The 26,806-nt window shown below is 35.0% G+C and carries 17 protein-coding genes, 1 tRNA gene, 1 pseudogene and 1 riboswitch; of the genes and pseudogenes, 8 read left to right on the top strand and 11 right to left on the bottom strand.

The features are described from left to right. Nucleotides 1–874: 874 nt before the first annotated feature. Nucleotides 875–950 (top strand) — tRNA-Lys (locus K8V80_RS04945). A 146-nt stretch (nucleotides 951–1,096) separates the two neighbouring features. On the opposite strand, the gene K8V80_RS04940 is transcribed toward K8V80_RS04945, so the two are convergent. The 4 genes from K8V80_RS04940 to K8V80_RS04925 all read right to left on the bottom strand — a co-directional run bounded on the left by K8V80_RS04940 (nucleotide 1,097) and on the right by K8V80_RS04925 (nucleotide 8,242). Further along, a complete protein-coding gene (locus K8V80_RS04940) occupies nucleotides 1,097–2,470 on the bottom strand; it encodes a pyridoxal phosphate-dependent decarboxylase family protein (protein WP_006744981.1) in 1,374 nt (457 codons plus the stop codon). An 843-nt stretch (nucleotides 2,471–3,313) separates the two neighbouring features. Next, nucleotides 3,314–4,741 carry a PepSY domain-containing protein gene (locus K8V80_RS04935; protein WP_276775839.1) on the bottom strand — a complete coding sequence of 476 codons (1,428 nt, stop codon included), beginning with the start codon at nucleotides 4,739–4,741 and terminating at the stop codon, nucleotides 3,314–3,316. Between the two features lie 12 nt (nucleotides 4,742–4,753). Continuing rightward, nucleotides 4,754–7,129 carry a TonB-dependent receptor gene (locus tag K8V80_RS04930; protein WP_276775838.1) on the bottom strand — a complete coding sequence of 792 codons (2,376 nt, stop codon included), beginning with the start codon at nucleotides 7,127–7,129 and terminating at the stop codon, nucleotides 4,754–4,756. Between the two features lie 58 nt (nucleotides 7,130–7,187). Continuing rightward, nucleotides 7,188–7,387, bottom strand: a riboswitch (cobalamin riboswitch). Between the two features lie 231 nt (nucleotides 7,388–7,618). Next, nucleotides 7,619–8,242, bottom strand: a complete 624-nt coding sequence (locus K8V80_RS04925; RefSeq protein WP_157450722.1) for a hypothetical protein — start codon at nucleotides 8,240–8,242, stop codon at nucleotides 7,619–7,621. A gap of 390 nt (nucleotides 8,243–8,632) precedes the next feature. On the opposite strand from K8V80_RS04925, the gene K8V80_RS04920 reads away from it, so the two are divergent. Then, nucleotides 8,633–8,929 carry a hypothetical protein gene (locus K8V80_RS04920; RefSeq protein WP_276775836.1) on the top strand — a complete coding sequence of 99 codons (297 nt, stop codon included), beginning with the start codon at nucleotides 8,633–8,635 and terminating at the stop codon, nucleotides 8,927–8,929. 335 nt (nucleotides 8,930–9,264) lie between these two features. Here the strand turns inward: K8V80_RS04920 and K8V80_RS04915 are convergent, their stop codons facing one another. Genes K8V80_RS04915 through K8V80_RS04900 form a run of 4 tightly spaced genes read right to left on the bottom strand, consistent with a single transcriptional unit; the run spans nucleotide 9,265 to nucleotide 11,659 of the window. After that, a complete protein-coding gene (locus tag K8V80_RS04915) occupies nucleotides 9,265–10,605 on the bottom strand; it encodes a permease (RefSeq protein ID WP_276775835.1) in 1,341 nt (446 codons plus the stop codon). Continuing rightward, nucleotides 10,605–10,841, bottom strand: coding sequence for a thioredoxin family protein (locus K8V80_RS04910; RefSeq protein WP_276775834.1), 237 nt, complete (start codon nucleotides 10,839–10,841; stop codon nucleotides 10,605–10,607). Before K8V80_RS04910 ends, K8V80_RS04915 begins: the two co-directional genes overlap by 1 nt. Nucleotides 10,842–10,852: 11 nt before the next feature. Next, nucleotides 10,853–11,278, bottom strand: coding sequence for an arsenate reductase ArsC (locus tag K8V80_RS04905; protein WP_006744971.1), 426 nt, complete (start codon nucleotides 11,276–11,278; stop codon nucleotides 10,853–10,855). Between the two features lie 60 nt (nucleotides 11,279–11,338). Beyond that, nucleotides 11,339–11,659, bottom strand: coding sequence for an ArsR/SmtB family transcription factor (locus K8V80_RS04900; protein ID WP_006744970.1), 321 nt, complete (start codon nucleotides 11,657–11,659; stop codon nucleotides 11,339–11,341). 899 nt (nucleotides 11,660–12,558) lie between these two features. On the opposite strand from K8V80_RS04900, the gene K8V80_RS04895 reads away from it, so the two are divergent. From K8V80_RS04895 to K8V80_RS04880, 4 genes are all read left to right on the top strand, one after another. Then, entirely contained in the window at nucleotides 12,559–13,575 is a 1,017-nt protein-coding gene (locus tag K8V80_RS04895; protein ID WP_276775831.1) for a hypothetical protein, read from the top strand. 203 nt (nucleotides 13,576–13,778) lie between these two features. Continuing rightward, nucleotides 13,779–14,747: a DUF6624 domain-containing protein gene (locus K8V80_RS04890; protein ID WP_276775829.1), complete on the top strand. Its 969-nt coding sequence runs from the start codon at nucleotides 13,779–13,781 to the stop codon at nucleotides 14,745–14,747. 199 nt (nucleotides 14,748–14,946) lie between these two features. After that, nucleotides 14,947–15,549, top strand: coding sequence for a hypothetical protein (locus K8V80_RS04885; RefSeq protein WP_276775827.1), 603 nt, complete (start codon nucleotides 14,947–14,949; stop codon nucleotides 15,547–15,549). Between the two features lie 153 nt (nucleotides 15,550–15,702). Beyond that, nucleotides 15,703–16,242 carry an HAD-IIIA family hydrolase gene (locus K8V80_RS04880; RefSeq protein WP_006744951.1) on the top strand — a complete coding sequence of 180 codons (540 nt, stop codon included), beginning with the start codon at nucleotides 15,703–15,705 and terminating at the stop codon, nucleotides 16,240–16,242. 9 nt (nucleotides 16,243–16,251) lie between these two features. Here K8V80_RS04880 and K8V80_RS04875 read toward each other — a convergent pair whose 3' ends face one another. Next, nucleotides 16,252–16,890, bottom strand: coding sequence for a DedA family protein (locus tag K8V80_RS04875; protein WP_276775824.1), 639 nt, complete (start codon nucleotides 16,888–16,890; stop codon nucleotides 16,252–16,254). Nucleotides 16,891–16,934: 44 nt separating this feature from the next. Beyond that, a pseudogene (locus tag K8V80_RS04870) lies at nucleotides 16,935–18,213 on the bottom strand (hemolysin family protein). A 265-nt stretch (nucleotides 18,214–18,478) separates the two neighbouring features. On the opposite strand from K8V80_RS04870, the gene K8V80_RS04865 reads away from it, so the two are divergent. Continuing rightward, nucleotides 18,479–18,958, top strand: a complete 480-nt coding sequence (locus K8V80_RS04865; RefSeq protein ID WP_276775823.1) for a DUF4377 domain-containing protein — start codon at nucleotides 18,479–18,481, stop codon at nucleotides 18,956–18,958. A 258-nt stretch (nucleotides 18,959–19,216) separates the two neighbouring features. Here the strand turns inward: K8V80_RS04865 and mauJ are convergent, their stop codons facing one another. Further along, entirely contained in the window at nucleotides 19,217–20,419 is a 1,203-nt protein-coding gene (mauJ, locus tag K8V80_RS04860) for a methylamine utilization protein MauJ (protein ID WP_006744947.1), read from the bottom strand. Nucleotides 20,420–21,318: 899 nt separating this feature from the next. Here mauJ and K8V80_RS04855 point away from each other — a divergent pair. Further along, nucleotides 21,319–26,806 (top strand): DUF3320 domain-containing protein (locus K8V80_RS04855; RefSeq protein ID WP_276775820.1); only part of this gene is annotated, 5,488 nt, incomplete at its 3' end.

Raw genomic sequence — 26,806 nt, 5'->3', positions numbered from 1 at the left:
ATATTTTATGTTTGTAATAAAAAAAGATTGATATTCTTATTGTAAATCGAAAAACGCATTTAAAACCATTATCTATGCACTTTTTAATAAAAGAGAGTGAGGTCTTATCCTTTTTTCTAAGTCTGAAGAGTATTTATAATTGGGTCAATAAAGATAGGATTAACAAACTATGCTCATCATGTTGCAAAGATATTGCTATAAAGAAGATTTTTGAAAAAGTATCGTCGAGATTAGTCAGAAAACAAAGAGATGCTTTGTATGCAGTAGATGTTTTTCCTATTTTGTGAAGGATAAAATATGTATTGTAAATCATAGGTATTAGTTATTAAGGAGAGAAGAGTGGCTAGTGATAGTCGCTCTTTTACATTTTAAAAGGTTTGAGACGAACGATATGATACGATTATATTACAAGAATGTGTTTATTGAGTTAAATTGAGGTCAGAACAATCAAAAACTGAGTAGATGTAGCAGGAGAATAAAGATATTTATTTAGCTTTGAAAGTAAGAAGAAAGAATTTTTCAAAGGTGTTAGTTTAGTATTATAAGTTAAAGGATGAAGAAGGGTGGCTTGAGATAAGCTGCTCTTTTTTTAATTTATAATGAGGCACTATTTAAATACTCATTAATTACAATAATTAACTAAGTATAAATAATAGGCTAACTACTTTAAGAGATAGAGCTAACAATTCAACTTTTATTAATCTCTAATCTCCTAATAAACTAGTTATTATTGCGTATTAAGAAAGTATCAGTTTATAAGTATAATATGTTAAAAGAAGAAAGGGCAAAAATAGTCCTTCTAATTTTATTAATAATGAGTTTGGTCAATTAAAAATTTAAACTACCTTTGCAACGCAATCGCAAATAAAGCGATGCGCTCATAGCTCAGTTGGTAGAGCAATTGACTCTTAATCAATGGGTCCAGGGTTCGAATCCCTGTGGGCGTACCACTAGCAAAAGCAGTTACAGTAAATGTAGCTGCTTTTTTTATGTCTTATAGTTTAGCTTATGCCCGATATAATAAAAGGTTTGAATAACTTTTTATTATTCAAACCTTTTATATTGTATCTTATGCTATTCTGATAAAGTACCGTTTTTACTTCATGGTGGTCTCTAAAATATGGATTACTTTATCAACATCTGTATGAGGATTTATAAACGCCAATCGCAATATGGTGCGTCCATTGAGTTTACTAGGCAAACAAAGAAGTTCTCCTGCTTTTGCTAGTTTATTTGACCATTCATCGTATTGCTCTGGAGTCCAACCTTTTCTGGCAAATACTACAACGCTAAGTTCTGGATCTAGAAGAAGTTCTAGGTGAGAAGATTTACGGATGTATTCTGCACATTTGCGAGAGTTTTCTATGCTCTTTTCTATGGCTTGTTCGTACTTCTTAGTTCCGTGGATCGCCAAAGAGTACCACAGTGGCAAACCTCGTGTTCTGCGTGATAGGTGTATTGCCAAATCGGAAGGATTGACCTCTTCATTGCCAAATGCATCTAGATACTCAGCATGCTGAGAGAACGTATGTATAGCGTGCTTCTGATCTCTATATAGCACTGCACAACAATCGTAAGGTGCAAACAACCACTTATGTGGATCTACTATAAAAGAATCTGCCTTCTCTATACCTTTAAAGAAATGTCTCACAGAGGGTGCTGCTAAAGCAGCTCCACCATAAGCACCATCAATATGCACCCAGATATCATATTTATGAGCAACAGTAACAATAGAGTCTATATCATCTACAATCCCAGTATTTGTAGTACCTGAAGTTGCTACTACTGCAAAGATAGTGGGGTTTTCAACCAAAGCCTTTTCAAGCATTTCACCTGTTAGATGTCCACCTGCATCTACAGGAATGGTTACAATATCCACATCTAAAACTGTAGCTATTGTACGTACTGAAGAGTGTGCTGTACTAGCACAAGCTAATTTATACCCTGTGATAGGTCGTCCATTCTGGAAACGTCCCATCTGTCTCCACTTTTCTTTTATTGTATGTTTTGCAGCCGATAGAGCTGACAAATTGCCTAGCGTACCTCCCGAAACAAAAGTACCTCCTGCCTCTTCAGTCCATCCGAGTAAAGATTTAATCCAACCTAAAACCTGATTTTCTGCAAAAACAGCACCAGCTCCCATTTCCCACATTCCTCCGTGAACATTTGCTGCTGAAACAACTGCATCAAATGCCACTGCAGCCCTTGTAGGTGCACCAGGAATAAAGGCTAAAGCCATAGGGTCGTCTGCAGATCGGGTAGCAGGATTTAGTACTTCTGAATAGAGACGCATCGCTTCTTTTGCTCCAAGTCCATCAGAAGTTATAGATACGCCTACCTCTTTTTTAAGCTCTTCAGAGCTTTTAAAGGATGTTTTCGGATCACTTCCACTCACTGTGTGGGCAATAGCCCAATCTAAAGCAAGATTGACAGCTTCTGTCTCATCTCCCCAAAATTCACTTTTTAGCATAATAAATCTTTATTATAATCAATATATTTTTTGCTTAATACTCAAAGTTAATCGTTTTTATACTTAGTTTCTTGTAAAAAGAAGCATAAAAAACAAAAGTTCTCTCTTTTTATTTGAGCAAAGTTGTAACGGCTCTTTGCTGTAAGTTATCATATATTTACATCTTTATCAAAATTGCGGATACAAATAAATACTTACAATGATAAAGAGGGTAAAGTCTATCCATTTGTTTGATAAATTTGTTCCTAAATTAGTGAAATAAAGAAAGCCAATCTTTTAAATAATTGATCTATATTTTACTGTAATAGTCCTTTCTCTTTACTTTTTGATTAAATAACTTTTGGGCTTAGAGAAAAGATATTAAGGAGTAATTCTTGATAAGACTGTATTTGTTGATGCCTCGGTGTTCTCTTTGTGGTTCAACTCGGGTATAGGCACAAAAAATTAAAGGTAGGGTAGCAGACAAATTAAATCAGTCTGTAAGATAGGCTAATGTAGTGTTACAAAAATCTGATACTACCTTTTAATTGGAACAACGACAGATCATGTTTGGTTGGTCGGCCTCCTTTTAGGGGTTGCTTTTTCCCTAGGGTAGCGTATTGTTTTGACACCGACAAGACAATGACATGTCGGTGTCATCGTATCATCATGTCGGTGTCAAAGTAAATCTACTCTTTCTCAAAACAGTATTGAATGAGTAGATAAGACTCTGTTTCTGTTGTTATTAGCTGAATATCTTATAATAAAGAGTTTTTTTGAAAAATGGAGGGATAAAACAAGAAAAGGAGAACCTGCTCATTCGTTTTGCAAGTTCTCCTTTTAGGGAAATATATAGATTGAAAACTATTTCTTTTTTACCTTTCTACGAAGGTATTGAATGCTTAACCATACTCCTGTACCCGAAACCAATGTTCCGCCTAGCATAGTAATCCACATAACTAAGTTCCACAAGATAGGACGATCTACCAAAAACTTAATATTGAAAGAATGCAAACCACCATACAACCATTTCTGAATACGGCTATTGGTGTTGAACGTTCTGATGTTTCCATTCTCTGGATTAATATAATAAGTAGTACAATCTGCATCGGCTACCTCAACTTTGTAAACGGGTAAAGGCAATTTGTGATGAGCGTGAACGTAATAATTATCGTATTTATCAAGGAGCTGAATAGAGTAGGGCGATGAAAGTATCTTATCCAATTGTTGACGAACCCTATGCTCATCGGCAACGAAGGGTTGAACTTCGGGTGTAGAAGCATCAAACAGTTGAATATTACCATCAATAGCTACTTTATACACGGGAATATTTCCAAATCTGCTCCACTGTATGCTTTTTATTTGTTCTGGAAAACGAGTAATTAACTCTGTATAGTCTCCTTTATAAGAATCGAATGGGAGTGGTTTATTATTTTGCAGTTGCACTGTAATCTCCTTGCTCTGTACGGGAACAAGCCATTGAGGTACGTAGTACAAAGACATCATTCCACTAAAGACAAACGTAAACACAAAGAAGCCAAAGATGAATCCTAAGATGTGATGCCACTTATATGCTATCTTTTTATAAGGAGAAGCCCATTTTCGTTTGCGTCGGTAGGTTTTGATGTACATATCTACACCCCATATTCCACCGACAAGACACATAATTGCTCCGATACCCGATAAAGCAATTACTACATCTTTCCACAATTGTAGATCTTGTCGAAGACTCGTAAAATATACCCAGTGTGGGATAGCGCCTAGCCATGACCAGATTCGGCTCGACTGGCTTGTAAACTGTAGTGCTTCTCCTGTATGAGATGATACATAGAGCTGATGTTTTTCTGGGTCATCAAAATAAAATTTATAAAGAGGAAAATGGTCTCTTCGCGAAGAAAAGGGATTCCACTGATCTAAATGATACATCGTATCCACTTTAGCAATAGAACCCATACTCCACCGTTTTGCATAGCTCCATATATCTACACTCTCCACCTCTCTACCATTTACAGATAAAGTATAAGTAGTGTCTTTAGAAGATAGATATAGAGTAGGATTGTGAGTGATAGATTTAAGCTCAATGGCACGCCAGTCGTTCGTTGGAATATCTAGTGAATCTAAAGGTATAAGATTACTAGAAAGAGGATCTAATTTGTCCCATCGATCTGCTGCACCCACTTGTGGAAAGCTGTGATAGATCATCACGAAACCCGACAAGAACCAAATCAAAAACAGAATACTGAGAATAGTTCCCAGTACTCTGTGTAATGAATATAATAATCTTTTAAACATGAATATATCTTATTATAAAGTATAAGAAACAGTAGCCATAATATTGCGAGGATCACTTGGCACAAGTTGTCTTCCCAAAGATTGAGTGTGGTAGCTTTTGTTAAATACATTTCGCACGTTTAAAGCTAATCCAATTCCATTATCTAGTCGGTAGCCCAAACCTAAATCTGTTAACCAGTAGCGATCAAATTCCACCGTACGAACTAAGTCGTGAGCTACTTTATCCATATAAGAAACAGTGATGTTTACCCCTAAATTGCGTAGCATACCTTTCTGAACTGTGTAATCTCCAGCTAAAACAAAAGTATTACGAGGTGCATTAGGCAGTAGAGAACCTTTTTCGGTATCGTTTAATGGCAATAAAGCTGTCTTTTTCATTTTACGAATCTTTGCATCGGTAAAGGCATAGCCCGCATTGAAGAAAAGTCCAGGTAGAGGGTTTGATTTTAATTCTAACTCAAGACCTTGAGAGGCTGTGCTACCTACAATACCTACAACTGTTTTTAAAATATTGTCATCTTCTGGATCTTCAAATCTTCTTGCCAAGGTTTTCTTTTCATTGTTCTTACGAATGTAGAATAAGCTTGCCGAAGCCTCAAGGTATTGATTCCATTTAAAGCGTCCACCTACCTCTGCTTGAAAGCCCGATTGAGGTTTGAAAGTCTTTGAGCCTGTTGGGTAGAATCGTTCACCATCTTCATTGATATAGATAGTGGCATCTGTATTAGGGAAATCTCTGTAAGGTAGGTATAGATTGGCATAAGAAGCATAGAAAGAAAGCTTTTCTGTGGGTAAATAGACTAGTCCCGCACGATAAGTAAATGCTGTAGTGTGCATCTTATCATAAGATTGGCGATTGGTATAGCCCATCTTTTCGGAATCTTTCACATCGGCACTTGCATATTTGTATGCAAAATAATCAAATCGTCCAGCCACCATCATTTTCAATTTATCTGAAAACTCAAATAGGTTTTGGATATACAAACCGTGAGTATAGCTTTCTGCTACACCCGCAAAACCAAAGTGAGGCTTCATATAGCCCATACTTTGGGGATTATTTACCGGAATTTTAGAAAACAATCCAGGACCTTCAATAAAATCAGTCAAAGGTTTACCTCCTCCATAACCACGATAATTTTCACGGAAGAAAGCCACAAAATTATATCCTGCAAGGTAGTTGTATTTCATTCCGTTATTTAGCTGGATACTTCCAGAAGCTTCTAGTTGCTCATTGTATGAATGCACATCATAGGCAAAACGTAAAGGATAAGTGATTTGCACTGTATCTAAACAAATATACTTTTTTGTCCCTTTATTATCTTTAAGGTAATAATGCTTGTAAATAGGATTATCGCTTTCTAAATAGGGGATAGACTCGGTGCTGAAATAGTCGATGATATCGTGATTGTATGAAAAACGATTATCAAGCTTAAAGGCATCTGAGTGTGTATAAGTATAGGTTAGTTGGAGGTTCTCTGCCTTGTTCTTGAGGAAATCAGATTCATTATTGTATCTCCATTTTGGGTTTAATCCAGGAAGAGATTCATCCTTATTTAAGTAGATTTCATTATCATTTGCATCATAGATATCGCTTTTCATAGTGGCGGGCAAACCTATTTCAGTTCCGTATTTATCTCTGTTAAAACCACCTCTCAACTCTAAAAAGTGATGTTCATTGATTTTCCCTCCTAGAGCTAAATATCCAGAGAATCTCTTGTTGTTGGTTTGTCTATAACCTTCATTATCACTGTAATTTAGCGTAGCTCGGTAATTCATATTTCCATAAACTTTGCCACCCAAGTCGATAGAGGATTGCTTATTATTCCATGTTCCATAACTCATTCTAGCCTTAACTAAGGGTTGGGCTACAGGCGACTTTCGTACTACATTGAGTACACCACCAACTACCGAGTGTCCATACAACACAGATGCTGGTCCTTTAATTAATTCTACAGTCTCACAAGAACTTAAATCGGGTAGTGGAGCTGAATTATTAATTGACGTACGTTCATCACGTACCCCATCTATCATAATAGGGGTGTGATCGAATCCACGAACAGAAAACTGTGTAAAACCTCCGTAAGTAGTACGCAGTCGGGTAGAGGGAAGAAACTTTACAGCCTCATTCAAATCTACTATATTTCTGTTTTCGAGAAGCTCTCCCGAGATAGAATTGACTGTAATGGGCATAAACTGTAGCGGTACAGGTAGTTTGTTGATTTTGGGTACAACGTATTTATCAGCACATACTTCTATCTCATGCATTTTGAAGATAGAATCGGTTAAGCTCTTTTGTTGAGCATAAGTCGCACCTGAGCAAGTCGCAAGAAGGCACAACGCAGCCTTGCGACAAGTGTCCATCGACACTCTAAACATTTTGTGTTTCATAAGTGATATTATAATAGTGTTTTACAAAATTCCTTTCCCCGGGAATTTTTAAAATAATGCATGTTGAATGCTGATGGCAGGTTTCCTGACTTGTTCACTTTGTAAGCCTTCCCATTACTCTAATGGTAACAGTGGCAATGAAGATTACAAAGATTCTTACGAACTTACAGTAGCGGGTACTGTTCCAGATTTTCACTGGATTCTCTTTTACTTCTCTAGTAGAATAGCTAGAAAAGCACCATCATGGTGGCAAATATAGAAACTTTTCTTTATAAGTAATTCTGTTTGTCAGTATTTTTAGTGCCTATATGATTGGACTTGTTTTTACAAAGTTTTCTACTAGTGCCTATAAATAGAGACTTTAAGTAAATGAAAAGAATTAAAGTTTTGTCTTGCGTGTTGAAATATTGCGTTTGTTTGAACTTTATGTAAAAGAAAAAAGCCACCAATTAGGTAGCCTTTATTCTTATTTAAAATGAAAAGAATGAGTTAATGCCTGTGCTCACTAGCTAGTTTTTCTAGATCTAGCTCGGCACTATAGCGTATAAGTCCCCATTTTTTATATTCTTCTTCTACATCATTCATATATTTTTCGATGCGAGTGATGCAGTGACCTATTGTTTTGCCATCTGCATTATAGAAAAATTGTCCATGTACCGTATCACCACTGATTATAAGGGTGGCTTTTCTTATTTTACAATTTGGAATAGGCTGTTCACGCTTAGGAAGCAGATATTTAGCATACTCTTGCTGAGCAGCTTTATGATATTTCTTTATAATAGAATCGGACTTTTGCATTGTCAATTGTAAATCATCGCTCCAATGATTATTAGTAACATCATCTACAATAAGCTGTTTGTGCCTTAATTGGAATTTCATATTTGTATCTCTCATATAATAACGAGAACCCAGCAAGCTGCTAAGTGGTGAATAGGAACTATCAGGCTCCTCAACATGAACAATCTCGTAATGGGTGCCACCTAAATTGAAATTAAGATAATCTCTCAACTCTTGATTTGGATCTCTAGTTTGAGAACATGAAAGGCACAGAAATAGACTAAAAAGTAAATAAAAATGTTTCATTTGTTTCTCCTCAGTTACTATGTTTGACATGAGGTCTTGTTTAGTAAACATACAGATCATCTAAAAAGATTATTCTTCTAGTCTTTTTTTATATATAAATGTTCTATTTGTTGATTTTATTCACATTCTTAAAGCTATCCGACCCCTGATTTATAGACCATTTAATAGAGCTTTTACAAACTATCAAATGCTTTATCTCTTATTTGTAAACATTTATCTACCCCTAAAATTGGCTTAAATGATTGGTTATAAGTATATTTAGTTCGGTGTATTATTCTCTTCTGGAATAAATGATAGAAGAAGTTGGATTAAGATGTAATGTAACGGCTTGAACACACTGCTTATTCATCCTAAATTCAACTATTGGTAATGCCGCATATTGAAATATAAGTAATGTATATAACCTTAAACTAACCTGCTATGAATATACTTTTCGGAGATGTACCCATAAGCAAAATGGGGCCAGCTTTATTTAAAACGACGAAGCTTACGATTACCTGTTTTATATTGTATTTGGTTTCAGGGCTGTTCTATTCTGTTATGCCCGAAATTTACTTTCTGATGCAACTTGCTATTATTACAGTTCTATTCTCTATCTTTTGCGTCAAAATATTTAAACATAAAGAATTAGACGTATCCATAGTACTTGTGCTAGCCCTTATGCTTTTCACTTTTGGCTTGGACGTAAACTATTACTTTAAACCAGCCTTTTTATAAAACAGAAGACAGAGTAAAGCCAAGAGGATGTGCCTTTTGGCACATCCTCTTGGCTTTTGGGGAAAATTAGGGATGAGTGTTGTCTAAATATGGAAGAGTAGAGTGGAGGCAAATTGAGTAAATCATCCAATTAGAAACGGAGAAGTGGTTCGTATAGCCTCAGAAATAGGATCAAGCAGTTATATGTTTTCAATAATACAAAGTAATGATTTTCCATACTTAACCATGTATTATTATTCCTATTTAATTATTATAAATATGCATTTGTGAGTTATAATATAAGCCCACCTAGATATACTAAATGGGCCCTATAATCAATATGTTACTATACAATTTTAAAACACGGAACCATATAAATAGCCAGCAAGAGTAGAGAGTATGATTACAAGAACTAGGTAAACTAGAGTCTTCTCTGTACCCAACACTTTGCGAATGACAAGAAGATTGGGTAAAGAAAGTGATGGACCAGCTAAAAGGAGTGCCATTGCCGGACCTTTTCCCATGCCTGAAGCTATTAAACCTTGAATTATAGGAACTTCTGTGAGTGTTGCAAAATACATAAAAGTTCCAACAAAACTAGCCAAGAAATTGGAAAGTAAAGAGTTGCCGCCTACAGCCCATTCAATCCAAGCATTGGGTATTACTCCATTGAGTGCTACATTGTCGTGATAAGAACCCAATAAGAATCCAGCCACTAAAACTCCTAAAGCAAGAAGAGGCATGATCTGTTTTGCAAACCCCCATGATGCGATAGTCCACTCTCCATTTTCTGTATTTTTCTTATCATTAAGTGTCATTACAGCTAAAGCTGCTATGGCCACTGACATTGGGATCAGTGGAGCTAACTTAGAGTTACTAACATAATGTTGAGCAAGTAGAGCCGAAACTATAGTAGCCAACACTGAAGTAGCAACCCATGTCCATTTTATCTTCAGAATTTTCACGAGTGAAACGGAAAGTATCCCTCCCAAAACCCCTGTGATAATCCATTTGTTGCTAAAAATCCATGACCATATACCCGTATCAGATTTCATTGGTGCTCCCCAGTTTACAAATACCAATATAAGCACTAGCGTAAAGAATACTGTAGCTATTTGTTTGAGAGATCTTTGCTCCGGATCGCCAGTTAAAACCATCTGTTCTTCCTTTTTTATCCTTTCTTCCTTGCGATAGATAAAAGACATTGCCATTCCTATAATAACAGAGAAGGAAATGGCAAATCCCATTCTAGCCATACCCATTTCAAAACCCAATATTCGGGCTGTAAGGATGATGGATAAGATGCTAATGGCAGGACCAGAGTAAAGGAATGCTATTGCAGGTCCCAAACCGGCACCCCTTTTGTGAATACTCGAAAAGAGTGGTAAAATAGTGCAAGAGCATACTGCTAATATCGTTCCTGATACAGCAGCTATCGAGTAGGATACCCACTTCTTTGCATTTGCTCCAAAGTATTTAACGACAGAACCTTGACTGATAAATACTGCAATAACTCCTGCTATAAAAAAGGCTGGTAGCAGACATAATATAACGTGCTCTTGGGCATACCATTTTGCCAAATCTAAGGTCGCCCATAGAGCAGTTTGAAATGTTTCACTCTGCAAAGGGAGGAAGAAGAATCCAAGAAATACGAAAAGTATAGCACCTAGTATTTTAAATTCTTTCTGTTTATCCATTATCCTATTTTTAAAATTTCTTTTACTTGATTTTCAGTAGGTATAACCCCTTTAAGTACAACCTTTCCATCAACTACAACAGCTGGAAGTGAAAGAACATTGTATTGCAAAATTTGAGCCATATCTTCAAGTTTAGAAAGATGGACTTCTACGTTGTTTTCTTGAGCAACTTTTTGAATTAAGTTGAATAGGTTTTTGCACTTGGTGCAACCTGTTCCGAGAACAATAATTTCCATAAAGTAAAATTTTATAAGATTTCTGATTGTATTTGTAGATAGAGTTGATAAAACTGTTCTTTAATTTCATCGCGTACTCTAATAAACTCACTATATATAAACTCATCTGAACCTATGGCCTCGGAGGGGTCATCAAAACCAATATGCAATCGGTTTGCTACATTTCCCAAAAAGGAGGGACAAGATTCATTAGCGCCACCACAAACGGTAATAACATAATCCCAATTTGAGTGTAGATATTCAGATACATTTCTAGACTGATGATGAGAAATATCTACGCCTGCTTTATGCATGACTTCAACTGCCATCGGATTTATTTTACCTGAAGCTTTAATTCCAGCCGAATAGACATTTAGCTTTTTATCAAAAGATTGCATAAAGCCATGAGCCATTTGGCTTCTACAGCTATTGCCTGTACAAAGGATAAGTATATTCATAATATGTATAGGATGTTATTAGTATGTTCGCAAATATACGAACTATAGGTATAAAAAATTTTAGCAGTTGTTTTTGGTGTGAATGTCCTTAAAGAAAGTAGCAAACAATGTTTTAGCTATTTTCCAGTTTTCTTGGTTAATGCAATAACGTACAGCAGGTAATTCTAATTCTCCCTGTATAAGTCCAGCATCTTTTAATTCTTTCAGGTGCTGAGAAAGTGTACTTTTAGCCACCGGTATAACTTCCGACATATCACCGTGATAGCAGCATTCCTGCTGTGCCAACATTTGTAAAATAGCAATGCGAATAGGATGGGATAGAGCCTTTGCTATTCTAGCTATTTGTTCTTGTTCTTCAGTATACTTTTTTTGATTAGACATCTACTTAGTTTTAATTGTTATTCGCAAACATACGAACAATGAAAAAGATTTGCAAGAATATTTAAAAATATTTTAACTAAGTATGGTCAGTTATTAGAATATATTTTTTACATTTGAATTGATAGGTTGTGAAACCTCTACTTTACTAATACTATGAACACTATTTAAACACACAGGAGAGACAAGAAGTCTCCTCAGTTTCCATTCCTAAAAACAATGTTATTCTCAACATAGTCTTAGTAAAAATATTTGAATACCTATAGAACACAATATAGGTAATATGTAGCATAATGCTAAGTTTATGAGTACTCTTAGCATGTAAAAAGTTAGTAGGGGAGAGTTTGTTTTATGTAACCTCCCCATACTAACTCAGCTAACTCTTTCTTTTATTCTATCATTCTTTTACACTTTCCTTGTAACTACCTTGTAATTTTCATGTCTATTAACTTATCTTTTGAACCTCTTCTTGGCCATGTTATAAAAATTAATTCGATTCTAAATAGAGAATTATTTGGTAAATACAAAGGTTACTTGTACTTTTAGATATATAAGCTAAGAAGTATTTTTAGAAGGTTTACTTCAAAAGCTAAGTCCAGATACTGCTAGGCTTACGGTTAGTCATAATAACATAAAGTAGATCCTAGGGCTAGAAAGTCTGGAATTTTTTCATTATTATAGGATTGGAGGTCGTACTTGTGAAAGTGTGACCTCTTTTTTTGTACCTATTCATAAGTAATCTCCTTTATAATAATACCTTTTGGAGATGTTTTATCCATTAATATGAGAGAATAGCTTATTCTCAAAGACCTTTGCTATTCATCGTTTTACAACATTACGGCATGATATAATGTTATATAATATGTATTCCCCAAGTGGAATATATAACCAAAGAGAGAGCTATGGATAAAAAAACGATCTTAACAGAACTAAGAGCCCAAATAGGAAATCAGAATATTAACTTTCCTCGCGATATCCAATTCAATATCGAAGGGAATAATTTACATGTGCAGATTATACTTGCTCCCACAGCCAATGTTAGAGGAGGTAGTGATGCACACAATCCCGTACTCCAGAATCTTCAAAACAATTCAGCTGCTTTTGAAAGTTGGATTATCTGTATCAAAGCATCCTTCAAGGAACTCGAAGATGTTTACTTAGATTGGAGAAGCCCTGATAATCCCGACTCGCATGATTACCGTCGTTTTTTGTTCAGAATTATGATGTTTAAATTGATGTACACTTGGTTCAAGATTCCTAAATCTAAGAACTGGGAAGTACAGCAGGTTGAAAAGACTTTGGCTGGAGGCGACATCATTTGTAATTATCCTTTAAAGCCCATTGATCGATTGGGGGAGAGGTTTAGTGCGGAGCAAAAGCTTCGCAGTGCTTCAGATTGGTCGGAGTCTTATGTGAAATGGCTTTTTGTGCAGAATGATAGTGCTTTAAACAAATACCTTAAACAAAAAGTTAAGCTCGATACAGATGTTTATTCTCAGTTACCAACTGGGGTGTTTGATGGGAAAATTCATAAGAGCAAAGCCCTATTTAGTCTCGGTGCTAGTGGCATTGACTTGTGGGGCATAGAAAAAGATACGCTCAAAATATTTGAATTAAGATATAAAAAAGTTACTATAGGTATCCTGAGTCAGCTCTTCTTTTATCTTAGTATTTGTAGGGAATTATTCTTGGCAAAAGGACGATTGCAGTACCCTAATAAGTTAATTGAAAAAGATATTCAAAATAGGGGATTCAATCACTTATACTACCAACAGCATAAAATGAAAAAGATAGAAGGTTATCTTTTAGCAGATCAGTTTCATCCTTTATTAACAAACGAAGTTATAGATCTCTTCAATGAGGGTTTGGCTCAACTTGGCAATATAAAAGTTAAGAAACTAAACTATACAGATCATTAGAGACCGATACAATTAGAAGTGTTATGCAAGGCATAAGTGGGCAACAGCATGGTCTCTACTGTTGCCCACTTATTTTATGGTGTCAGCAGATGTTCTGTGTCAATAATGTTGACAGATTCCTTATATTCGTTAACTTCTCCCTCAATTTATTTTATACCACCTATAAATTGATTTAATTTGTTGTAAATTAAATTTTTCACGATATGAATAGAATGCTGATATCTACAGCTCTTCTTTTTGGTTCAGCTTTAGGCTTTGCTCAAACAGACTCTGTTTCAATAGAGAAACTCATAGCAAAAGGAGACTCTCTAGTCATCCAACAAGAGTTCTCCCTAGCATTAACTGCCTATGAATCTGCTTTTGACAAAGGGTACAATAAGGTAGAATATTATGTGGCTGCTGCTATGTGTGCCACTATGGAAGAGAAGTATCAGGTTGCTATTCAGTATGTAGAGAAGTACTTAGATAGTAAAGAACCCAATCCTGAAGTAGTCAATTTCTTTACTGTTTCTCCACAATTTGCAAAGCTAACACAGCAAGCGGAATGGAAAAAGATAGAAACTAAACTGCTTGAAATACAAAAGAATAAGAGAATTAAGTATAACCAAGCATTGAGTAATGAATTAATGTCTATTTTATACTCAGATCAGCAAGTACGACAAGAATATAGCGAAGCCAATTCACCTACAGAAATGAAACTACTTTCTGAAAAAATGAAAAGTATTGATAAGGAGAATCATGAAAAGATTACTCACATATTGGATACTTATGGGTGGGTAGGTGCAGAAGAAGTTGGAGAAACTGCCTCGCTAGCTCTGTTCTTGGTTATGCAGCATGCCGATTTATATACTCAAATCAAATATAGACCGATGATGGAGCAGGCGGTTATGAATGGTAAGTTACGTCCAGATAACTTTGCTTTGTTGATTGATCGTATTGAAATGCGTCAGAACAGACCTCAGATATATGGAACACAGATTATACCCGATGATTCGAATGAACCAGTGGTTTATCCTATTAAATATATAGATGAGGTAGATGTTAGAAGAAACGAACTGGGGTTGGTCCCTCTATCTGTATATGTGGAACAGATGACGGGGAAACCATGGAATAAAGTAGAGTACAAGAAACAATTACCGCAATTGGAGAAGAGATATATTCTGAAGAAGTAACTCAATAGCAGTCTTAGATTGATCCTTTTTATTAAGTATTTCGTAGTTTGTTGGAGTTTTCAGAACAAAACTAGGGGTGTAAAGTGTTATAGATAAAGGGTATGCTGAAGGCATATTCTTTTTTTTAGCCTAATTATAAACCAGAAATGTCATCTTCTTTTTGAAGATTCTGCCGACATTTCAACAACAAACTTAAACTATGGAAGATATTGAAATACCTATTCTATCACGGAGTAGCGCAGAAGACTTTGAACAATTTATAAAGTTTTGGTCGAACTTGTATGATTATCCCAATATGGAAGACTATAACCTCAACATCAAATATGCACAAGGAGAGAAGTACAAGGAAGATAATATTTGGAAACTTTATAGGTGGAGAGGAAGGTATAGTAAAAGTGAATCGAAAGAACTTACCGTTAAAGACAAAATCATCGATCGTATTGATGAAATAAACAAGCTAAAGAGTCAGAAAGACATCGACTTAGATCAGTTCTTTGAGCAGTTTGACGAGATCTCTGCTGTGTGGGCTATCTTCTTACTCCACATCCTAAAGCCTTTGAAATATCCACTTTACGACCAGCATATTCATCGAGCATTCAACTATATGCACAAGATGCAGTATAAATGCATATCCAATCATCTTTCAGATAGTGCAAAGATTCGTTTTTACAAGAAATATTATCTACCCTTTATTCATGCCATGATGGATAAATACCCTACTTTATCTGTAAAGCAGATTGATAATGGGTTGTTTGCATTCGGTAGATTGCTCAATTTATACCAATATGATAGAATGTTTTAAAATCTAAATAGATAGAAGAGGTCTGCTAACTTGAATAGCAGACCTTTTTTCGTTTCAGGCAAGAAATAATAACTTCTCTTTGTAAAGGAGAAAGAACCAAAGCAATCTGTGTTTGTTCTACTATCTTTAATCTTAATTATAGAGGCAGATAGCATGAAGAATAAGAGAGTTGTATTTTGCGATTTAGATGGAACATTAATTCAAACATTAAATGGAAGTCCGTTTCCAAAGGGTATTTGGGATATGAAACTAAAGATGGAGGTATGGAAAGCCTTAAAACTTCATTTTGACCAGATTACTCAAGATGGGAGCATTGGTTTTTTATTTATTGTATCCAATCAAGGAGGAATAGAGAGAGGATTGCTCAATATGTCTGCCTTTGATGCTAAAATCAGTTATGTAAAAGAGGCTATTCAGGGGTTTGTGGGTAGAAAAGTCTTGGTTGATTATAGCTTTACTCCATCCAATAACCCTGCTGATTTCCTCAGGAAGCCCAACCCTGGTATGCTGGACAACTTAGTGAAGAAGTGGAGAGTGTACCACTCCGACATGCCCAAAGAGCATTATTTGATGATAGGGGATGCGAGTGGTAAGCCAGGGCAGTTTTCAGATTCAGACTACCTCTGTGCAAAGAATTTTGGCATTGATTATATGGATGTAGATGATTATGTTCTGGCACTAAATAGGAAGTAAGTAGCACTACTACATCTGCTTCACTTTCTTCTTGAAGAGTTTGCGAATCAACTTCTTTACTGCCCAAACCACAATAATTAATCCTACAATAGAGAAGGCTATAATGGAGCTGTGCGTACTCAACTGTTCCATTAACTTATCTTCGGGTACGATATATGCTAGGTAGTACCCCAATCCGATAAGAATACAATTCCATAGAGCCGAGCCTAAAGCAGTATAAATAAGAAAAGAAGACAGCTTCATGCGAGCCAAACCTGCAGGGATGGAGATAAACTGACGAACAGCAGGAACGAGTCTGCCCAGAAAAGTCGAAATCTTCCCCCTTTTGATAAAGTATTTTTCTACAGTAAGTAGTTTGGCTTCACTCAGACCAAGGAGCTTACCCCAACGACCATCTGCAAACTTATAGATAAGGTACCTCCCCACTTTTATAGCCAATAAATAATTGATGAGTGCACCTACTACTGCCCCAAAAGTAGTACAAAAGATGAGTAAGTAAACATTTAACTCCCCTTGTGCTGCACGGTATGCCGCAGGAGTAATAATCAGTTCGGAGGGTAGAGGGACCAAGGAGTTCTCTAAAATCATAAGCAAGGTTACTACCCAATAATTAAGATGGTTTAAGCACCACTGTATAATTGCATCCATAAGAATTTGTTATCAAAATAGTTTTGTCGTAAAAGAAAAGCGTTTTATTTGTGAGAGGAAAGTGTTACTAGCACTTTATCAATACGAGATCCATCCATATCTACCACTTCAAGGTGGAACCCATTCCATGATATGGATTCTCCACTTTGAGGAATGTGTTGTAAGTCTTTCAATATCAATCCAGCAAGTGTAAGGTAATCTGTTGCTTCATATAAATCTTCTCTTTCAAAATGTTCTAAGAAATCGTAGATGGGACATTGTCCATCAACCAGCCAACCTTCTTTTTCTTTTCTTTTTATAATCATTGGCTCTTCGTCGGCTTCCATGACATCGCCTACCAAGCCTTCAAAAATATCTTTCAAGGTAATAATCCCCTTACAACTTCCCCATTCATCAAAAACCAGAGCTCTACTGATGTTTTGTTGCTTCATTTGCTCTAAAGCTTTATATACAGTAAGACCTTCATGAAAATAAGTTATCGGGGTAATAATGTGTTCCAACTTAAGATGGGGCTGATCCATGTGTAACACAAGGTCTTTCAAGGAAACCACCCCTTTTACATGGTCTAGATCACCATTGGCAACAGGATAAAGCTCGTAGATATCCTCATTCATTACTTGCTTGGCCTGAGCAATGGTCATCTGTGAATCAAACCATACAACCTCATTTCTATGCGTCATAATAGAGTTTATTCGCATATCACCCAGAGCAAATACTCGTTCCACAATATCTTGTTCCATCGGCTGTACTTCCCCTTCATCCGTTCCTTCTTGAATAATCGATTTAATTTCTTCTTCAGTGATCTTACTTGATGATTCATTTATATTTAGAAGTTTAAAAATAAGGCTGGTGCTTTTAGAGAGTAGCCACACAAAAGGAGAGGTTATTAATGAAATAATATACATAGGACGTGCTACTCCTTTTGAAATATTTTCTGGAGCAGCCATACCAATACGTTTGGGCAGTAGTTCGCCAAAAATCAAGGTTAGATAAGTTACTATTACTACGATAACCCCTTGAGCTAGACTAGGGGCAATACTCGCTTTTATACCCCAATCTAATAACATATCAGCAAAAGTAACAGCCAAAGTCCTTCCCGAATAGATACCTGTAAGGATACCAATAAGTGTAATACCGATCTGCACCGTGGATAGAAAACGATCAGGCTGACTGGCTAGCTTCAGTGCCGATTGAGCACCTTTATTCCCTTTTTTTTATATCGGTAGTAAGACGAGATTTCCGTGCAGATATTAAGGCTATTTCTGACATTGAGAAGACTCCATTCAAAAGAATCAGTCCAAGAATAATAAGAACTTCGTTCATAGGTATGTATTGTCTTTATATAGGGCAATTACTGCTTATTTATAAAATTAAGCAATAACCCTCAGCAAAGGAATTATATTCTTATTTTTTTACCAAAGATATAGCTCAGCAATTGATCTGTATTTCTTAAAAAAGAATGAGATGTTACATTTCTATTATCAAATCAAAATAGAATCCGTCTCAATGCTAATTTAAACGAGATGTACTTACTCTACAAAAAAGATTATTTAATAATATTTTAATCTATTATTCTATTGATATACTGATGATTATAAATAAAACTGAAAATAATATCAAAAAAGAATTGAAAGTGGTGCAGTATAATACATTTATCTGCATTTACTATATAGAATTAAACAATAAAGTGCCGATGTATACTTTTAGGGTAAGAGGTCTTTCTGCTATTCTAGTAGCTATGCTCTTTCTATTTAGTAGCTGCCAACTGAATGAGAAAAAACAGCCTAATGAAGTTGTTTTAGAAGTTGCACCTTTCAAGGTTGAAGGTGATGCAGGTGCATTCAGAGGAGAGTTTTACTGGGTGAAAGAGGATGGTGGTAACTGGGGAATTTTCTATAATCGTATAGAAGGTTTTGAATTTGAAGATGGCTATGAATACGTGTTGAAAGTAAGAAAGGATACTGTCTTAAATCCGCCAGCAGATGCCTCTTCCCTAAAATATACTTTTATTCAAGAAGTGTTTAAGAAGAAAGAAGAAAATAAAAGAATTGATGATTATAAAAAATAGGGTTGATTTTTATAGGGTTTTATTAACAAAATGATGTGTTTAATCTGTCTATACATGTTTGATAAAAACTCCTTGTGAGCTCCTAAACAAATTAAGTGCTCGTTGGAGCTTAAAAGGTGTTTTTATCGACAACCCTACAAAAAGAAAACGGTAGTTGTCCTAAATAAGTTAACCGTTTTCTTTTGTTTCATAGTAAGCAAGAAACCTCCCAGCAGTGATGCTAGGAGGTTTCAATTTTTATAAGGGATCTCTATTGCATTAATCCTTAATGCGGATGTGGTCTGGTTGTTTGTTATTCCAAGTTATTAAACTAGAACATACTTTCTCCATAAACACATTGAGTTGATCCATATCTGCCTCTTTACATTCATCACCCGTAAATTGATAAACAGACTTAAAGTGTGCTATACCTCTACGTGTAGCATATAAGATAGAACCCACTTTATCATACACTACCGATAAGCCTGAGCTATATACATTGGACAAATCTTTTGAAATATCCATATTCAAATCTTTAGCACATTTCTGTTTGATAGGATCGGGGAGAGAAGTGTATAAATCTTTTATATTGTACACACAATGTTTTAATACAGTAGCAGCCAAAACGGCTTCTTGAATTGTCTTATTATACCTATTCACACTTTGCTCAATGCTGGTGAGATTATTAAGGTTGTACTGTCCACTATGATTCTTGAGTTCATCAAACAATTCATGATACATCTTCTCCTTTAAAGCCAATGGAGAAACTACTTCTATCATCTTGTAGAACTGAATATATCTTGCAAAGATATTATTGGAACGAGAAAGAGCTTCGCGATACATTCGTAATAAAGGAGAAGAAAAAGGAAGTTTTTCCAAGGTTATTTCAGTAACACCTTGGTTCATTTCAGCCCAGCTTTGAGTGTTATCATTTGGAATGGGGTGGATGTGGAAATTCTTTTTTGCGTTGTTACTGAGGTAGTAAAGAATTCGATTTACCATTTTACGTACCTCGGGGTACATATAATCAGGAATACCATAAGGATTGAATATTTCGATTGCATAATACTCTCTTTTAGTGAAGTTACCCCATTGAGTATCAATAAGGTTAACCAAAAAAGGAGCAAAAACCATTCTCATAGTATAATTGGCACTTTTAAAAACGATATCCATCGGTCCAGATACAGGATAATTGATTGGAACTTGCACGGTACTACCTGCAAAAATATAATGTCCTTCTACCTTAATATCTCCTAAATCATCAGTATAACGTAGAAAGTCGTCAATCGAGTAGCTATTTGCACCCGTATTTGGAAAGTTAATTTCTATTGTATCATTACCTATCACCCATTTTTCATCATTGCTGAGTTGGTGTTTAGGGTTGTTTGCATCATATTTATCGCCAAATGCAAATCTTCTGAGTGCTTTAATTCTCTCTTGTAGAGTAGGAATGTTTTCTTGAGTAATCCTTATTGAATCCATAAAAATATAGTTTTTCTATACTATCAAACAATGTATAAGGAAAAGTGTTGCGATTTCTGAAAAGAATAATGCGGTTTGCTCCTAAAATGCTACTAAGATAGCTATACATATACCTCTTCTAGCTCTCTTAAAAAAAGGATATCTATTTCTTCTTCCAAGGAGTAGTTCGTAAATAATCCCTCAACTCTTTATGTAAAACAGAAATGAATATTGAGAGAGAAAAATAAGAGTGTGGAATTAAAGAAGTAACAAGCGGTTGTAATAATTACTTTTCACCAAAATACCGCCACAAGAGCAGCCCTTGTTTTTGCAGCTGTGGCACATAAAATAGGTTCGAAAACAGTTAGTACACTTTACATAGGCATAAGTAGGAATAGACTGAAACTGAATAAAACAGCAACTACACTGTACAATTCTCGGTATTAATAGCATGACTTTTGTTTTTATGATTCATAGATAAGATACAAAAGATTCACTCCGCGCAAAAGATTTAGGAACAGATTGATAGAGTGCTTAACTCCAATTAATACTTATAGAAGCGAGGTGTTACAATCCAATTAAAAATAAATCTACTTTTTACCAGAATGTAAAAGATGGAATAATACAGATTAAAGCATTCCTAATTTATAATATTCGCTCTTTTTTGACACCGACATCGTAACGTCATGACACCGACATGATGATACGATGACTAAGGCAAAAGTCTGCTCTGCTTTAGTTATAGTGTCAGGATATCTTGAGTAAAATGGGAGAAAAGTATTTTCTAAAGTACTAGAACTGTATATTTAAACATAAAGTAGGACTTATTATGAAAAATTTGAAAATAAATATTAACTTGTAACTAATTATATCTATCCTAGATACTTTAGAAACTAACTTGACCTAATATTCTATCTTTTATGGATACCATACCCAATAAATTAGATGTTGATTTAAAATACTTACCTATAATCAACTTCGCAATGCAACAAAATAGCGTTTCAGTACTCCGTGATCTTTTTGTTGAAAATCTTACAGATACAACCCTTTCAAATATAAAAATTCAATTTGAGCTTAATCCGACTTTTGGATCATTGTCTTCAATTCCCATTCAAGTCATCCATCCTAGAGATAAGATAAGAATACAACTGCCTGAATTGAAGCTTTCTCCAGCCTATTTAGCTGAGTTGACAGAGCACTTTTTAGGAGATATAAATCTTAAAGTTTATTCTGATGAAGATGTGCTATTTGAGGATAATTACCCAATTGATATACTTACATACGATCAATGGGGTGGTTTAACGGTACTTCCTCAAATGCTTTCTTCTTTTGTTACACCCAATCATCCTGCTTTACAACCTATTATAAAAAGAGCTTCAGAAATATTAGAACTTTGGACAGGAAATCCTTCGCTTGATGAATATCAAAGTAGAAATTCTGATAGAGTAAGGAAGCAGATGGCAGCAATATATATAGCTATCACAGAACAACAAATAGTGTATAGCTCTATTCCTGCAAGCTTTGAAGAGTACGGACAACGAATACGATTGGTTGATGCTGTTTTGTCTCAAAGAATGGGGACTTGTTTAGATATGTCACTTTTATATGCTTCATGTCTTGAAGCTATCGGTATTCATTCCCTTTTAATAATTATTCAAGGTCATGCTTTTGCTGGAGGATGGTTAGTGCCAGAAACTTTTCCTGATAGTGTAGTAGATGATGTTTCTTTGCTGAGTAAAAGAATTGCAGACGGCATTAATGATATTACACTAGTTGAAACGACTTGTATGAATAAATCAAATAATATAGATTTTGATACAGCAGTTTCATACGCAAATAATAAGTTGTTAAATAATCAGTTTATATTGGCTATCGATGTGAAAAGAGCTCGTTTTTCTGGATTAAAACCAATATCCCAACGTGTACAACATGGTGAAGGTTGGCAGATAAAAGAAGAAGCTCTTCAGAAATCTACTGGTAATATAACGCCCAAAAGCATAAATCCTTATGATTTATCGGGAATAAGCCCTGATGTTGTGGTTACCAAACAATTAATGTGGGAGAGAAAATTGCTTGATTTAAGCTTACGCAATAATTTATTAAATGTTAGGATAACTCGAAACACGTTACAACTGATTTCATCACAATTAGATATATTTGAAGATGCTCTAGCAGATGGTGAAGAATTTAGAGTGATGCATAAGCCTACCGATTGGGATAATCCATTATTCAATTATGGACTATATTCTGCAATTTCGGCTCGAGATCCTATTCTTGATTTAATCCAATCCGAATTAACTCAAAAAAGACTTCGAACCTATTTAACAGAGACGGAGCTGAGTAAGACGTTGACTTACCTTTATAGATCTTCAAGAACAGCATTGGAAGAAAATGGAGCTAATACTTTATATGTAGCTTTAGGATTATTAAAATGGTATGAAACATCGTCGAGTGAACGTCCACGTTATGCTCCAATCTTATTAGTACCAGTAGAAATCATTAGAAAATCTGCAGCTAAGGGATATGTTATTCGCTCTCGTGAAGAAGAAACCCTTATGAATATAACTCTTCTCGAGATGCTTCGCCAAAACTTTAACATTACAATTTCTGGTTTAGATCCCTTGCCTACAGATGATAGTGGAGTTGATGTCAGTCTTATTTATAGTATAATAAGAAATAGCATAAAAAACCAACCCAAGTGGGATGTTGAAGAGCAAGCTATACTAGGACTTTTTTCTTTTAATAAATTCATAATGTGGAATGACATTCACAACAACTCGGATAAATTAAAGGAAAATGAAGTTGTATCAAGTTTAATAAATGGCAAAATTGAATGGAAGATAAATGGCACGAAAGTAGATACAAAAGAGTTGGATAAAGAATTATCACCATCAGATATCATATTGCCAATAAGTGCCGACTCCTCCCAATTAGAAGCTATTTATGAGGCAGCGAATGGGAAAAACTTTATACTTCATGGGCCTCCAGGTACAGGGAAGTCACAAACAATTACGAATTTAATAGCAAATGCTCTTTATAAAGGAAAGCGAGTATTGTTTGTCGCTGAAAAGATGGCGGCGCTATCAGTGGTGCAGCGCCGGCTAGAGGCTATAAACTTAGCTCCATTTTGTTTAGAACTTCATTCCAACAAAATAAAGAAGAGCATGGTTATGGAGCAACTGAAAGCAGTAACAGACGTTGTTGCTACAACGCATCCAGATGACTTTAAGATTGAAGCAGAACGAATATTTTCTTTACGTTCTGAGATGAATCAATACATAGATGCACTTCATAAAGAATATCCTTTTGGATATTCTTTATATGATGCTATTGTGCAATATCAATATATAGCTGCTGAACCTTTATTTACAATACCAGAGGAGTTGATTACTAATTTAGACAAGAATCAACTTTTAAATTGGCGTGAAGCAGTTGAAAAACTGGTTAGTGTTACAAATGCCTGTGGACATCCACATAACCACGCACTTGATGGAATTGAAATAAAACAATACTCATCAACTATTCAACAACAAGCTTCTAAGACTATAAATAGAGCGAAAAGTAATATATACCTTTTGGACACCAAGGTAGCTCAGTTGTCTTCAATATTGGCTGGTCATAATTTGGGTATGTATAAGAGGAATAGTCATTCTTTTTTGGAAATCTTACATATTTTATTAGATATACCCCAGATGACAAGCTCATTGATATCTGCACCCCAGTTGACAAATCTATTGAAAGAGTGTGAAGAATTATGCATTCATGGACGTAAAAAAACAACGTTAAAACAGACTATTTTAGAAAGCTTCTCTGAAAATATTTTAATAATAGATGCTGAAAGCATTCTTAACAGTTGGCAATCTGCATCTCTAAAATGGTTTTTACCTCAATATATAGAGCAAAGAAAAGTAAAGAGGCAATTAAAAACATATGCAATTAAAGAATTAAGGCCAAATATAGTTGCTACTTTAGAAGATATAATCAACTACCAAAAAGAAGAAAAGTATCTTCAACAGAATCAAAAAAACTGGACAGACTTTTTTGGACAATATAGTAAAGAAGAAGATTGGGACACAATAAGCTTAATTATTCAGAAAGTGGCTAAACTGAATATGTTGTTGTTAGATGTAACAAAAGATATCTCTATAACTGATGAAATTAAAAAAGGATTAGGTTCTCAATTAGTTGAGGGTATTGATACTTTTAGACGTATTCATGGTTCTTTACTAACAGAAATAATATCTCTTTATAAAAAAGTGGAAGAAGATAAGTCTGAATTAATAAATATACTCTGCATAAACCCCGATTTATTGACATGTGAAGATGAACCGTGGATAGAGGTAACTAAAATAAAACTAGATGGATGGGCTAATAATATAGATCAGCTGAAAGATTGGTATCAGTGGTTGACAATATATAGACAAATCGCTGAAGTCAATTTGGGCTTTATTGCAGATCAATATAAGGCTAATAATATAAATACTTCTCAATTGCTTCAAGTGTTTAATAAAAGTTTATACAAAGCCATTATAGAATATATTATGTCTAGTGATGATGATTTACAATTGTTTAAAGGCGAAATATTCAATGATTCTATTGAGAAGTATAAAGACTTAGTTGCAAGATTTGAAGAGTTAACGAAAGAAGAATTATACGCTCAATTAGCCTCTAATTTACCCTCTTTTACTCGAGAGGCTTCTTATAATTCTGAAGTGGGTATACTACAAAGAAATATAAGAAATAATGCACGAGGTATTTCTATTCGTAGGCTTTTTGATATGATACCTAAATTATTACCACGCCTATGTCCTTGTATGCTGATGAGTCCAATATCTGTAGCTCAGTATATTGACGTAGATGCGGAAAAGTTCGACTTGGTTGTTTTTGATGAAGCTTCACAGATGCCTACATATGAAGCTGTCGGAGCTATAGCTAGGGGTAAAAATGTAGTTATCGTAGGAGACCCTAAACAAATGCCTCCGACCAATTTTTTCTCTTCAAACTCTGTTGATGAAGATAATATTGAATTGGAAGACCTTGAGAGTATATTGGACGATTGTTTAGCTCTGTCGATGCCCTCTCAACACTTATTGTGGCATTATAGGAGCAAGCATGAAAGCTTGATTACTTTTAGTAATTCTGAGTATTATGACAAGAAATTATTAACTTTCCCTTCTCCTGATAATATTGAATCTAAAGTAAAGCACGTTTCTGTTGATGGATTTTATGATAAAGGTAAAACTCGACAAAATAAAGCAGAAGCAGAAGCAATAGTACATGAAATAGTACGCAGATTGAGCGATGAAGATTTAAAGAAGCGTAGCATTGGAGTAGTTACATTTAGCTCCGTACAGCAATCTTTAATTGAAAATATGCTTCATGATATTTATGTAGAAGATCCTAACTTAGAAAGTCTAGCCCTCGATAGTGAAGAGCCCTTATTTATTAAAAATCTAGAGAATGTCCAGGGAGATGAAAGAGATATTATATTATTTTCAATAGGATATGGGCCCGATAAAGAGGGCAATGTGAGTATGAATTTTGGTCCTTTAAATAGAATAGGAGGAGAACGTAGGCTCAACGTGGCTGTTTCACGGGCGAGATATGAAATGCTAATATTTTCTACTTTAAGATCAGATCAAATAGACTTAAATAGAACATCTTCTGTAGGAGTTGCAGGTTTAAAACGCTTCTTAGAGTTCTCAGAAAGGGGAGAACATACGCTAGTAATGAGAGGCAATAGTAAAGAGATAGAACACACCATTAGCCATATAATTGCTGATAAATTACGAACATTAGGTTATAAAGTTCATACAGATATTGGTTCTTCCGACTATAAAATAGATATAGGAATTGTAGATGAAGAAAATTTGACAAATTACAGATTGGGAATTTTGTGTGATGGCAAAAATTATTGTGCTACAAAGATGGTTCGTGATCGAGAAATAGTGCAAAATAGTGTCCTTCGAATGTTGGGATGGAATATCTGTCGAGTTTGGACTTTAGATTGGTGGGAAGATCCAGAAAAAGTATTAAGAACAATTATAGAGGCATTAGAACAAACAAACAGACAGCCAATAAAGAAAGAAAAACCTTTTACTCCTTTTGTTCCTCCAATATCTAAGAGTATTGAACAGCCTTTATGTGGATTGAGCGATTTTCCAAATCAGGAATCTATATCTTCATCAATTCCTTATGAAACTGCCGAATTGGACTTAGTTTACAAACCTAAAGATGATTTCTTTTATTCTCGAAACTTAATTTTAAAGCAGATTAATCAAGTTGTTCAAAAGGAAGCTCCAATTAGTAGAAACCTATTGTGTAAAAGGGTGTTATCTGCATGGAATATCTCAAGATTAGGACAACGATTAGATAGAACTTTTGAAAAGTTATTTAAAGATACTGATT

Source organism: Bacteroides coprosuis, assembly GCF_020741705.1.
GTDB lineage: Bacteria > Bacteroidota > Bacteroidia > Bacteroidales > Bacteroidaceae > Bacteroides_E > Bacteroides_E coprosuis.
The sequence above is the reverse complement of the archived record's forward strand: the minus strand, read 5'-3'. Positions and strand labels throughout refer to the sequence as shown.

Excerpts from the sequence above, each read along its gene's own strand:
- K8V80_RS04940 (WP_006744981.1), bottom strand. The coding sequence starts at position 2,470 with ATGCTAAAAAGTGAATTTTGGGGAGATGAGACAGAAGCTGTCAATCTT.
- K8V80_RS04935 (WP_276775839.1), bottom strand. The coding sequence starts at position 4,741 with ATGTTTAAAAGATTATTATATTCATTACACAGAGTACTGGGAACTATT.
- K8V80_RS04930 (WP_276775838.1), bottom strand. The coding sequence starts at position 7,129 with ATGAAACACAAAATGTTTAGAGTGTCGATGGACACTTGTCGCAAGGCT.
- K8V80_RS04925 (WP_157450722.1), bottom strand. The coding sequence starts at position 8,242 with ATGTCAAACATAGTAACTGAGGAGAAACAAATGAAACATTTTTATTTA.
- K8V80_RS04920 (WP_276775836.1), top strand. The coding sequence starts at position 8,633 with ATGAATATACTTTTCGGAGATGTACCCATAAGCAAAATGGGGCCAGCT.
- K8V80_RS04915 (WP_276775835.1), bottom strand. The coding sequence starts at position 10,605 with ATGGATAAACAGAAAGAATTTAAAATACTAGGTGCTATACTTTTCGTA.
- K8V80_RS04910 (WP_276775834.1), bottom strand. The coding sequence starts at position 10,841 with ATGGAAATTATTGTTCTCGGAACAGGTTGCACCAAGTGCAAAAACCTA.
- K8V80_RS04905 (WP_006744971.1), bottom strand. The coding sequence starts at position 11,278 with ATGAATATACTTATCCTTTGTACAGGCAATAGCTGTAGAAGCCAAATG.
- K8V80_RS04900 (WP_006744970.1), bottom strand. The coding sequence starts at position 11,659 with ATGTCTAATCAAAAAAAGTATACTGAAGAACAAGAACAAATAGCTAGA.
- K8V80_RS04895 (WP_276775831.1), top strand. The coding sequence starts at position 12,559 with ATGGATAAAAAAACGATCTTAACAGAACTAAGAGCCCAAATAGGAAAT.
- K8V80_RS04890 (WP_276775829.1), top strand. The coding sequence starts at position 13,779 with ATGAATAGAATGCTGATATCTACAGCTCTTCTTTTTGGTTCAGCTTTA.
- K8V80_RS04885 (WP_276775827.1), top strand. The coding sequence starts at position 14,947 with ATGGAAGATATTGAAATACCTATTCTATCACGGAGTAGCGCAGAAGAC.
- K8V80_RS04880 (WP_006744951.1), top strand. The coding sequence starts at position 15,703 with ATGAAGAATAAGAGAGTTGTATTTTGCGATTTAGATGGAACATTAATT.
- K8V80_RS04875 (WP_276775824.1), bottom strand. The coding sequence starts at position 16,890 with ATGGATGCAATTATACAGTGGTGCTTAAACCATCTTAATTATTGGGTA.
- K8V80_RS04865 (WP_276775823.1), top strand. The coding sequence starts at position 18,479 with ATGATTATAAATAAAACTGAAAATAATATCAAAAAAGAATTGAAAGTG.
- mauJ (WP_006744947.1), bottom strand. The coding sequence starts at position 20,419 with ATGGATTCAATAAGGATTACTCAAGAAAACATTCCTACTCTACAAGAG.